This window comes from Enteractinococcus coprophilus (genome assembly GCF_006716305.1).
GTDB lineage: Bacteria > Actinomycetota > Actinomycetes > Actinomycetales > Micrococcaceae > Yaniella > Yaniella coprophila.
Map to the genome: position 1 here is coordinate 572,177 of NZ_VFOU01000002.1, position 11,726 is coordinate 583,902.

Below are 11,726 nucleotides of genomic sequence, written 5' to 3' on the forward strand. Positions count from 1 at the left end.
GCTACATTATGCCTGGTCGAAGAAATCTTCGTCCTGTGCTGAGCTGGAGTGACCGTCAACGACGTTTTCCACGTCCGTAGGCGTCAACAAAAATACTTTGTTGGTAACGCGCTCAATCGCACCGTGGAGACCAAATGCTAGCCCTGCGGAGAAATCCACCAAACGTTTTGCTTCCGACTCTGCCATATCGGTGACATTGATAATCACGGGCATACCGGATCGAATTGCCTCACCAATTAGTTTGGCGTCGTTATACGAACGCGGATGGATAGTACGCAATTTGTGCACTTCAGCGCTTTCCTCTCGGGACTGGACCACACGCTTAATCGGTGTGACCGGGGCGCGGTAGTCATCCTTGTCGTCCGGCACAGCTCGCGGGCCAGACGGTTTAGATTCAACCGGCTTGACGGGTTCTGGTGCAACTTCTGCGGCCGTGGGCTCTTCCGGAACGTCAGCTAGTGTAGGACTTGTCTTGCGTTCTTCTTCTAGAAGCTCTTGTTCATACGCTTCGTCACTATCGGCCAGACCCATTCGGATCATGGCCTTTTTGAATCCGCTAACCATGCGCACCTCAAATCCTTGATGGTTCTAGGACACTATTGACCCTAGTAGACAAACAGCAATATTCTTTGGAAATACGCACGTTGGTGCGGTGTGTCGCACACTCTTCGAAGAGAACTTTAAGGTTTCCAGACAAAACCGGCGATGCGTCCGATCCCGGGATGACGGCGATGTGAATACAGCTGGTCATTGGTGTAGGTACATTCTGGTACACGAAAGACATTCACGCCTGCTGATCGCAAGATGGTCTCGGCTGTTGCGGGCAGGTCTAAGGACGGCGTGTTCCAGGAGGTCGTACTTGCAATCTCGGGGTATTCGCCGGCAGCTTCGTCCCGCATGATTTCGGGAACCTCGTAGCACTGACCGCAAATACCCGGGCCGATGATCGCCTGAATTGTCCCGGTTCCACTTGCATCCTGTGCACGTAGTCGTTGCACGGTGTTTTGGAGTATCCCACCTAAGAGCCCAACGCGTCCTGCATGGGCTACTGCGGTGGGTCCGTAATCGGTAGTGAAAGCCACCGGCAAACAGTCAGCCACCAAGATGGCGATGGGATCTGTGCCATCCGGGGAGATGATTGCATCGGCTTCCCCGAGCGTGTCTTGCTCCGCCCAACCAACATCACCGGTTTCTAATGCGGTGGTGGAGTGGGTTTGCGACACGAAGCGTGTCGTACCGGGCATGATGCCCAGTTGCCGTTCCAGTTCACGACGATTGCGCGCCGTGTCCTGCGCCGTTTCATCCTGATCCAGCACCGTCATCGACATATTTCCGGCAGCCGTAGAAGTAAATCCAACGTGGTGGCCAGTATCGGTGCGGTGCTGGTAGATCAGTGACTTACTTGAGGAAATCTGGCACGTCCAAGTCGTCGTTGCGTCGGCTGGAAGATTCGACAACGGTTGGCAGTGGTTCCACGTTTGATTTCTCGGTCTCTTCCTGCGGGCTGGAAGCTACTTCGGCTCGTTGACCAACGTGGTTTGACTCCGGAGCAGCGACCGGACTGATGGCCGAAACCGAAGCCACCGGCGAGGCCACCTGCGCCTGCGGTGTTTCCTGAGCGGCCGGAACCGGGTCATCAAAGCCGGCTGCGATCACGGTAACGCGAACTTCATCGCCGAGATTATCGGAGATAACAGCACCGAAGATGATATTGGCTTCGGGGTGCGCTACTTCCTGAACCATCCGAGCTGCTTCGTTGATTTCAAACAGACCCATATCGGTTCCACCCTGGATGGACAGCAGTACACCGTGCGCACCGTCGATAGAGGCTTCTAACAGTGGAGAGGCAATCGCGGCTTCGGTTGCTTCAACCGCACGGTTTTCGCCCTGTGCAGCACCCAAGCCCATCAGCGCCGAACCCGCACCTTGCATCACAGACTTCACATCAGCAAAGTCCAGGTTAATCAAGCCTGCAGTGGTAATGAGGTCCGTAATGCCTTGGACCCCGGAGAGGAGAACCTTATCGGCTTCTTCGAAGGCTTCCATAATAGAAATCGATCGGTCCGAGATCGACAGCAGACGGTCGTTTGGAATCACAATGAGCGTGTCGACTTCATCGCGTAGTGCTTCGATACCGGATTCAGCGTTCGTCGCACGACGACGTCCTTCGAATGTGAACGGACGGGTCACGACGCCAATCGTGAGCGCGCCTAGTGAGCGAGCGACACGAGCGACGACTGGTGCGGCACCGGTTCCGGTACCGCCGCCTTCACCTGCGGTAACGAATACCATGTCCGCGCCCTTGAGCGCTGCTTCGATTTCTTCGACGTGATCTTCGGCAGCTTGACGGCCAACCTCTGGATCAGCACCGGCGCCCAGCCCACGGGTGAGTTCACGCCCAACGTCGAGTTTCACTTCGGCAGAGGACATCAGCAATGCCTGCGCATCGGTATTAATGGCGATAAACTCAACGCCGCGCAATCCGACATCGATCATTCGGTTGACAGCGTTCACGCCGCCGCCGCCGACACCAACAACTTTGATGACGGCCAGGTAGTTCTGGGGTGAGGTCACGATATGATCCCTATTCTGCGTTCGTGGTGGGACGGAGTTCCAGCTGCGTCCAAGTTTCGTTCTTTAGCTCACGATATGCTGCGGGTCGCACCTGAGCAATGACCATCTGCCGTGTGTCGGCACGATCGTGCAAAATGCACGTGAAAATAGCTATCGAGTGACCGGAAAATCGGGCGCAGAGACATCATACTCGGAGATTTCTGCTGCTTCGTCTTTATCAAGACCTAAAAGAGCCTCTAAGACTTGAGCTTTTTTCTCTGCCTGATCGCTATTACCCCACATCACCATTTTTCCTGAACTAAGCTCTAGCTCTATCGAATCGATGGAGGTCCCTGAGGCGGCACGTACTTGCTCCCGTAGGTCTTCTGGTAGTGAGCCCAGCACCGCCGTGATGGTATCGAAGACCTCTTGATCTGTAACATCAGATGCCGAAGCGACCACAGGAAGATCAAACTCTTGAGCCCTTTTGGATGGGATTTCGGCAAGTTCGGTACCTTCGTCGGAAAACACGACATATTGTTTGCCGCTGGGACTCATAGCAATGGGCTTGTGCTCATGAACAATGACCACGATCCCGTGAGGTGGCTCGGCACGTAAGGTCACATGATCAACCGCGGGGTTATCAGCAAAAAGTTCGGTTACCTTACGGTCCGTGACCTGGGGCAGCGGTATCCCGACGAGGCCGGTGGTGCGTTCCTCAGCCTCGGACTGGGCAACCAGGTCTAGTCCCTCATGAGAGACATCTTCGATGGCCAGAATCGGGCTGAAGTACAAAATTGCCCAGCCAGCGGTCAGGAACGTCAGGATGATACCGGTCCATATCCACAGGACTTTGCGACGTTTCGCTTTGCGGTGTTCTGGGCTCGGTGGCAGTTCGAGCACGATGTGATCATCGGGCGCGGGATTTGAGGGTTTCGCCGTTGATCGCGGGACTGCATTGGTCTGCTTGGCCTTGGGTCGAGCCGGTTTTTTACGGGATTTCTTTTGCTTCGCAGGTGTTACCGTGTCGTCGTCAATCGGATCAAGATTTGTTTCGGTGACGGTTTTCTGGTCGCTATGCAATGGTCGCTCGACCGAAATAGATTTCACAGGTTTTTTCTCAGTAAGTCCCGGGTACTTCTTGGTGACTTCCTGAGGTTGCTTATCTGATGGCGATTTGGACATAAACACTTAGTGGTTACGGTGATCGAGACCGACCAGAATATCGTCGATCAGCTGATTGACGTCTCCTGCACCAAGGGTCAGGATGATGTCACCCGGCGTGGCGGTCTGAACGACGGACGCCACCGCGTGTTGTCGTGAAGCTACTTGCGTGGCATGTGGGTCTCGAGTCTTAAGCTCATCAGACAGTTGCTCGGTGATCAATTCTGCGGTCACGCCATCAATCGGGGTTTCACGCGCTCGATAAATGTCCAGCACCCGACAGGTCGAGGCATTCGATAAAGCTGTGGCAAACTCTGTGGCGAAATCTTGAGTGCGCGAGTACAAATGCGGTTGGAAGATCACATGTACTTTATTGCCACCAGCCATTGCGTTGGCCGCAGTGATCGCGGCGGTGACCTCGGTGGGATGATGCGCATAATCATCATATACACGGACATCATTGACTGTGCCGTGATGTTCAAAGCGTCGCGCCGACCCGGTAAACGACGCGAGCCCCTGAGCGGCTGCGTCGGCCGGTATACCGGCGATGACTGCAGCTAAGAGCACCCCTGCGGCATTGAGCGCGTTATGGGTTCCAGGGGTTGCCAGACGAATCACCTGGTAGTTGCCATCGGCAAATCGGTAGGTCACCTGCTGACCGGTGCCCGATAGATCTGGCTGAATATCGGTGATAGCTAGGTCCAGCCGCTGTTCGTGAGTGTTGATAGTGCCAGATGGGTTCATACTCGTGAGCAAACCGTAGGTATACACCTTGGCGCGCGGAGACTCAACGGTGGCCGCATCACGGTGTCGTTGCCCCAGTGCAGCCGCCCCCGGGTCATCAGCGCATATGATGAGCGCCCCGTCAGGCCGAATGCGGTTGGCAAAGTCTGTGAACACCTGGTGGACGGCTGCCTCGGTACCGTAGTAGTCCAGGTGATCAGCCTCGATATTCGTGACAATAGAGATGTCGGGGGTGTAGTTCAGCAGCGAGCCATCAGATTCGTCGGCTTCTGCGATGAACCACTCCCCTGCACCGTGGTCTGCATTCGTGCCAAGATTGGCGATCGCTGCTCCCACGGCGTAGGAGGGTTCGTAGCCAGCGGAGGCAAATGTCACAGCTGCCATCGAAGAGGTCGTGGTCTTGCCATGGGTGCCAGCAACCGTCAGCACTTTTTTGCCCTCCATCGCGGCAGCAAGTCCTTGGGAACGGTGATAAATCGGTATCCCGGCAGCTTCTGCGGCTTGACGTTCCGGATTATCGGGGCCAGCCACAGTCGAGGCGATAATGACATCGATGGGATGACCGCTATCGGCTTCCGCGCGTGCGATATTCTCAGCAGCGTATCCTACATACAGCGTGGCGCCTTGATCCCGAAGTTGGTCCATGACCGGAAGATCTTTCGCATCGGTTCCGGTAACAGTGATCCCGCGAGCAGCAAAGATTCGGGCGATCCCGGAGACTCCGACTCCCCCGACGCCAAGAAAATGAGCATGGGTGATGTCGTGCAGAGCAGGAATAACAGATGTAGTCATCGAGCGACTTTCGTTTCGGAAATGATGCGAACCATAGTCTCGGCGGCTTCGGTGATGCCGAAGTTCTTAGCGGTCTGGGCCATGTATTCCAGCCGTGCCTCGTCTTGTAGGAGATTCGGCAAACGGGTGGCGACCCACTGCGAAGTGAAATCCTTATCTGGTACGACTACAGCCGCCCCAGATTCACGCAAGCTGGCGGCATTGAGTTCTTGTTCTCCATTGCCCACCGGCAACGGCACCAACACGGATGGCAGGCCAATCGCCGCGATTTCATGGACCGTGCCTCCACCTGCGCGAGCAACAATGAGGTCAGCGGCTTGGTAGACCCTTGACAAACCGTCGATATATTCCACTTGGACATACCCAGGTTTCTCAATCCGGTTGCCGACCTCGTCGGTAATGGTCTTATCGCGGCCGGTGAGATGCAGGATTTGTGCGCCGGTTTCCAAGAGGTCATCAAGTGCACCAGCTATAGCCGCGTTAATATTTTGCGCCCCGGACGATCCCCCGGTGACCACCAAAGTTGTTTTATCGGGGTCTAGGCCCAGCGAACGGCGGGCTTCATGCCGCATGGTAGGGCCTATCGGGAGCTGGGAGATTTCGCTGCGTAGCGGCATGCCGACATGGATCGCCCCTGGGAGGTCGGTATTTTCAAAAGCGCAGGCGACCACCGTGGCAAACCGGGCCGCGAGTTTGTTGGCTAGTCCCGGACGCGCATTACCTTCGTGGACGATGACGGGTATCTTTTCGGCTCGCGCTGCCAGATATACCGGGGTTGCGGCGTAGCCTCCAACGCCGACAACCACCTGGGTTTGGTGTTCGCGTAAAAGTTTTCGGGCCTGTTTGATCGCGGTACGGAGTCGAAACGGTAGCGATACAAGATCGATGGAGACGCTGCGCGGCATGGGCACTTTTTCAATGGTGGCAAACTCGTATCCGGCATCCGGAATCAGGGTAGCCTCCATACCTTCGGCTGTCCCGATCATCAAAATGTTCACGTCGATGTCAGTGTCTTGATAACTGCGGTTTAGTGTCTCAGCCATGGCCAGCATGGGTGTCACGTGGCCTGCTGTGCCACCGCCGCAAAAGACTACGTTCATGGTCGTATTCATTGTCTCGATTGTACGCTTTCTTTGACCTTGGGTTCGGTGGTCACAGACTGGGTGTTGTGTTGAAGTTCGTGGGCCTGGTGGCGGGCGAATGATAGGACGACACCGACGGCGAGAATAGCCATCAGCAACGCTGAACCGCCCGCCGAAATAAATGGCAGCGGCACACCAATGACTGGCAGTAGACCAGTGACCATAGCAATGTTCATGAAGGCCTGTCCTAGCAACCAGGTCATGATGGCACCGGTGGCAATCCGTACGAAATGATCGGTCGTATTATATGCAACTCGGAACATGCCCAGGCCCAACGTGATAAATAATCCGATAACAAGCAAGGCGCCTAGTAAACCGAGTTCTTCGCCAAGCACGGTGAAGATAAAGTCGTTGCCGGCTTCTGGAATGTATGACCATTTCTGTCGTGATTGCCCCAACCCAAGACCAAACCAACCGCCCGAGGCTAAGGCAAAGATCCCTTGTTCATATTGGTAACAGGGGTCTGCCGGGTGATCACACTGACCTAGCCAGGCTTGAATACGTAACATGCGGTTCGACGACATCATGGTCAGAATTGCCACGACGAGCAGTCCGCCAGCCGCGGTGGCCAATAGGTACATCCCTCGCATGCCACCCAGATAGAGAACCACGGCGATGATCATCGACAAGATCAGTACGGTACCCAGGTCACGGCCTGCGCCAATCAACACGACGAGCAGTGCGCCGAAGGGAAATACCACCGGTACCAGTAGGTCTTTACCATAGGCGGTGTATTTGAGTTTTTGGCTTAGTGCAAAGGCAGCCCACACGCTAAAGGCCAGTTTGGCTGCTTCGGCGGGTTGGAAAGAAAAGCCTGCGACTCGAATCCAGTTGCGGTTACCGTTAATCTCGACACCAAGCGGGGTAAAAACTAACAACAACAGGAAAATTGAAGCAAACAACATGACCACTGCCAGTTTGTGATAAGTCGTCCGGCGCCATTTGCCCATCCAGAACAACAGGATAATCCCGATGACAGCGTAGAGCCCCTGGGAGCGCAGGGACGAAAACGACCCGGCCCCACCGATGTATTCGACCGACGACGCCGATAACACCATGATGACACCGATGAACGTCAGTGCCAGGGTGGGACCCAGAATCATCCAGTAGGCGGATTTCGTAGAATGCTTACCGGTCAACCAATCCCAGACACGAGCTGCGGGAGGTACGGGACCTTGGGTCATGTCGTGCTCCTGGTGCTTGTGGCTTTAGTGTCCTGGATAGTTCAGATCGGCTAACAACTGGGCAATGGCTTCGGTGAACTTTTCACCGCGCACATTGTAGTTTTCGAACTGGTCCATCGATGCGGCGGCGGGTGATAGTAAGACCGTGTCATGTGGTTCGGCTAGCTGGTGGGCCAAACGTACGACGTGGTGCATGACCGCTGCTCCGTCTGCAAAATCCACTGTAGTGTGTTTGAGGTAATCAGCGTGTATCGGCACTTCAGGCGCGTGTCGCTGTAACGCTTCGATTATGGGTTGCTGGTCGCTCCCGATTAAGATAACCGCCTTGAGATGCGACTTGTGAGTTTGTACCAGGTGCTCATAAGACGCCCCTTTGGACAAACCACCGGCAATCCAGATAATCGGATCATAGGTTGCCAAGGCCGCATCCGTAGCATGCGGATTGGTGCCTTTTGAGTCGTTGACCCACAATACGTCATGAAAATGCGCAACGGCTTGGATACGGTGTGGTTCTGGTTCGTAACTGCGAAGACCAGCTTGTACAGCGGCTGGTTCCACGCCCACGGCTCGGACCAGGGCAGCGGCTGCTAACGCGTTGAAGACCATGTGCTTCGGCGCGGGATTCCCGATGTCAGCAAACTGTGCGAGTTCGAGAGCTTGTGTGGCGCGGTTTGCAAGATACGCCCGGTCCACCAACAAATCATCAACGACACCGAGCATCGAGCGCTGTGGGGTATCTGTGGTGATACCAATCGCACGGCACCCCTCAAGGACGTCGGCGTCTTCCACCATGCGTATGGTCATGGGTTCGTCGTCGTTATAAATTGCCGCGATGCGAGTGTTCTCGTATATCTTGGCCTTGGCCGCTGCGTAGTTGTCGAAACCGCCGTGCCAATCCAGATGGTCTTCCGCTAGGTTCAACACCACGGATGCTTCAGGTTCGACGTGGTGTAGCCAGTGCAACTGGAAGGAAGACAATTCAACGATCAGCAAGTCAAAGCCGTCCGGATATCGAATCGCATCCAGAATCGGTCTGCCAACATTGCCAACCGCTACAGCGTCTAGCCCTTGTGCCCGGGCCATTGATTGCGCCATGGTAGCCACAGTCGTTTTGCCGTTTGTACCGGTGAGTACGACCCATTGTGCGGTGCGCCTGCCTTCACGCTGGCGCACGCGCCAGGCGAATTCTACGTCTCCCCAAATCGGGATGCCAGCGGCTTGGGCTGCGATGAGGACCGGGTTATCTGGACGCCATCCCGGCGATGTGATGACCAGGTCGATCTTGTCGCCTATCAGGTGTGCATCCGGTAGTCCCTGCACGGCGTGGGCGCCCAATTGCACCTCCTTGACACCTACGATCTTCAAGGTGTCAGCAGCTTGGCGATTGGCCTGGGTATCTTTGCCGTCCACAACGAGGACGTCAGCGCCGAGTTCGGCTAATGTATCGGCGACAGAGAAACCAGTTACTCCAAGCCCGGTGACCACAACGGATAGGTGACTCCAGTCGGCGTCCCAGGTGGTGAGGTTATCGAGGTTGGTATTCATCGAAGGATCACCCATTCGGTGTAAAACAAGGCCAGTGCAGCGACCACAAAGGCTAGGCCGATGAGCCAAAATCGGACGACGACGGTCACTTCTGCCCACCCTTTGAGCTCAAAGTGGTGCTGAAGGGGCGCCATCAGGAAGACGCGTTTGCCGCCGGAAATCTTGAAGTACCCAACCTGGATGATGACCGACAATGCGATAATAACCATCAGCCCGGCCAGAACTACCAGCAAGACTTGGGTCTTGGAGAAAATGGCGAAGCCGGCCAGCGCACCGCCCAACGCCAGCGAACCGGTGTCTCCCATAAAGATTTTTGCCGGCGAGGTATTCCACCACAAAAAGCCCATCAATACGCCGGCCAAGATCGAACCGAGCAAGGCAAGATCCATCGGATCTCGGACTTCATAACAACCCCCGGAACTTGTGGCACTATAGCAGGATTGATTGGCCTGGAATAAGGTCATGAGGACGTATCCGACGGCTACCATGGCCACGGCACCAGTTGCCAGGCCGTCGAGCCCGTCAGTGAGGTTGACCGCGTTGGTTGTTGCGGTGGTGATGAGATTCGACCACAGGACAAACAGGATGGCTCCGGTGATCGTGCCGAAGAACGCGAGATCCCATGAGGTATCCCGGAAGACCGAGATCGCAGTAGATGCCGGAGTCAGGCCGTTTTCGTTCGGAAAATTCAGAGCTAGGACGGCGAAGGTAATGCCAACGGCACCTTGGCCAATGATCTTACCTAACGGGGTGAGGCCCAGGGACCGCTGATTCGAGATCTTCATGTAGTCATCAAGAAAGCCGATAAGACCCATGCCCGCGGTCAGGAATAACAAAAGTAATGCTGACATTGTGATGCCAGAGTTTTCTAACCCGAGCAACATCATGAGCCAATGGGTCAAGAAATATACGATGACAAAATTTAGCACGATGACCACACCACCCATCGTGGGGGTACCGCGCTTGGTTGCGTGAGTTGTGGGGCCGTCGTCGCGGATAATTTGTCCGTATCCACGTTTATTCAACAACCGGATAAACAACGGTGATCCGACGCCGGTGAGTATCACGCCGAGCACGGCGCCGAGGAGTAGTCCAATCACTTGCGTTTCTCCTTGTGCGCTACAAGTTGTGCCGTGGTGAGTTGATCGGCGAGCTCCCACAGTCGCGTTCCGTTGGAACCTTTAACAAAGATGATATCGCCGGGTTCAACGTGCTGTGCTAGCAACTCAAGAGCTTCATCATTCGATAACACGTAATCAACTTCATCGCCCCAGGAGCCTTCGTTGACGGCGCCAGTATAGAGAGCCCGGGCCGTGGACCCGACCACAACGAGCTGATCGATATTGAGTCGCACGACCACCTCACCCAGCAAAATGTGTTCTTTTGCGTGGGCGTCACCAAGTTCCAGCATCGGGCCGAGCACGGCCCAGGTGCGTCGTCCGGTGTTGCGACCGAGCATCGCTAGGGTTTTCAGACCGGCACGCATAGATTCTGGGTTGGCGTTATAGGCGTCGTCAAGAATGGTAATGCCATCAGGACGATCGGTGCGCGCCATGCGGTGGGCCGATGTCGCAGTGATGGTCGGTATGAGAGATGCGATCGTGTCGAGAGGAATATCGGCAGCGAAGGCAGCAGTTGCTGCAGCCAAGAGGTTGGTCGTGTGGTGTTCACCGATCAGTTGTGCGGTCACGTCGTAACCGGTTCGGTCAGCTTCATCAGCGTCGGACCCGAAATACTGCAGCGTGAAGTGCGGGTTTTCGTTTTTGGTGGTAGCCGCGTCCGCGGCATAAACGAGGCGTTCGCGTTGCGGGGGTGCATACGCAGCCGAGAACCACAGGGTCGAAGCCTGGTCCGGAACACGCTCCGCCATTTCAGCAACGCGAATGTCGTCGGCATTCAGAACCGCTATGCCGCCGGCTGGCAGGGCCTCGACAATTTCGCCTTTGGTCTGGGCGATGTTGTCAACCGAGCCGAAGGAGGCAGCGTGGGCGGTACCTACGGTCAGTACGACCGAGATATCTGGGCGGACAATATCCGTCAGTTCGGTGATATTGCCAATGCGGTCGGCACCCATCTCTACGACCAGATACCGGGTATCCAGTGCAGCGGTAAAAATCGTCAGTGGAACTCCAACTTCACCGTTGTAGGATCCCTGCGGTGCAGTGGTGGGACCCTGAGTAGCGAGCATCGCTGCAAGAGCGTCCTTGGTCGAGGTCTTGCCAACAGATCCGGTGATCGCTATGACGGTCGTTTCAGAGTGCTCCCGGATTTTATCTACGATGTACCGAGCTAAGTGACCCATCGCTTGGGTGGAGTCTTCCACGATGACGGCAGGATCAATGGCCCCTAGCCCGTCCTGAGTCTCGCGTTCTGCCAGGATCAAGGTGGCCCCCGCTTGGCGGGCTGCGGTGATGAAGTTATGCCCGTCGGTGGTTTGCCCGCGCCTGGCAATAAACAGCGCGCCGGGATTCATCTCCCGGGAGTCGGTATTGGCCGAAGTCACGACGGAGTTGGGATCAACGGTAGCCGTCAGGCGACCCCCAGTGGCTTCAGCTATCTGGTTCGCATTGAGTTCAATCATGTCGCATTTGACCTTACCGTT

At 55.7% G+C, this 11,726-nt stretch carries 10 protein-coding genes; all 10 read right to left on the reverse strand.

Translation table 11 applies throughout. The annotated features are described in order from the left end of the window. Nucleotides 1-6: 6 nt before the first annotated feature. Nucleotides 7-564: a cell division protein SepF gene (locus FB556_RS07365; protein ID WP_141866251.1), complete on the reverse strand. Its 558-nt coding sequence runs from the start codon at nucleotides 562-564 to the stop codon at nucleotides 7-9. 116 nt (nucleotides 565-680) lie between these two features. Further along, nucleotides 681-1,457 (reverse strand): purine nucleoside phosphorylase YfiH/LACC1 family protein, encoded by a 777-nt coding sequence (locus tag FB556_RS07370; RefSeq protein ID WP_246057261.1) that lies wholly within the window; start codon nucleotides 1,455-1,457, stop codon nucleotides 681-683. After that, nucleotides 1,399-2,574, reverse strand: coding sequence for a cell division protein FtsZ (gene ftsZ, locus FB556_RS07375; RefSeq protein WP_141866253.1), 1,176 nt, complete (start codon nucleotides 2,572-2,574; stop codon nucleotides 1,399-1,401). Before ftsZ ends, FB556_RS07370 begins: the two co-directional genes overlap by 59 nt. Before the next feature lie 150 nt (nucleotides 2,575-2,724). Continuing rightward, nucleotides 2,725-3,738: a cell division protein FtsQ/DivIB gene (locus tag FB556_RS07380; RefSeq protein ID WP_141866255.1), complete on the reverse strand. Its 1,014-nt coding sequence runs from the start codon at nucleotides 3,736-3,738 to the stop codon at nucleotides 2,725-2,727. A 6-nt stretch (nucleotides 3,739-3,744) separates the two neighbouring features. After that, on the reverse strand, nucleotides 3,745-5,253 hold the full coding sequence (gene murC, locus FB556_RS07385; RefSeq protein WP_141866257.1) for a UDP-N-acetylmuramate--L-alanine ligase: 1,509 nt from the start codon (nucleotides 5,251-5,253) through the stop codon (nucleotides 3,745-3,747). Further along, nucleotides 5,250-6,365 (reverse strand): undecaprenyldiphospho-muramoylpentapeptide beta-N-acetylglucosaminyltransferase, encoded by a 1,116-nt coding sequence (gene murG / locus FB556_RS07390; RefSeq protein ID WP_141866260.1) that lies wholly within the window; start codon nucleotides 6,363-6,365, stop codon nucleotides 5,250-5,252. The genes murC and murG overlap by 4 nt, the downstream gene beginning before the upstream one ends. Then, nucleotides 6,362-7,579: an FtsW/RodA/SpoVE family cell cycle protein gene (locus FB556_RS07395; RefSeq protein ID WP_141866263.1), complete on the reverse strand. Its 1,218-nt coding sequence runs from the start codon at nucleotides 7,577-7,579 to the stop codon at nucleotides 6,362-6,364. Before FB556_RS07395 ends, murG begins: the two co-directional genes overlap by 4 nt. Nucleotides 7,580-7,603: 24 nt before the next feature. Next, entirely contained in the window at nucleotides 7,604-9,124 is a 1,521-nt protein-coding gene (gene murD, locus FB556_RS07400; protein WP_141866266.1) for a UDP-N-acetylmuramoyl-L-alanine--D-glutamate ligase, read from the reverse strand. Continuing rightward, entirely contained in the window at nucleotides 9,121-10,224 is a 1,104-nt protein-coding gene (gene mraY / locus FB556_RS07405; protein ID WP_141866268.1) for a phospho-N-acetylmuramoyl-pentapeptide-transferase, read from the reverse strand. Before mraY ends, murD begins: the two co-directional genes overlap by 4 nt. Next, nucleotides 10,221-11,705 carry a UDP-N-acetylmuramoyl-tripeptide--D-alanyl-D-alanine ligase gene (locus FB556_RS07410; RefSeq protein WP_141866270.1) on the reverse strand — a complete coding sequence of 495 codons (1,485 nt, stop codon included), beginning with the start codon at nucleotides 11,703-11,705 and terminating at the stop codon, nucleotides 10,221-10,223. The genes mraY and FB556_RS07410 overlap by 4 nt, the downstream gene beginning before the upstream one ends. Between the last annotated feature and the right edge of the window lie 21 nt (nucleotides 11,706-11,726).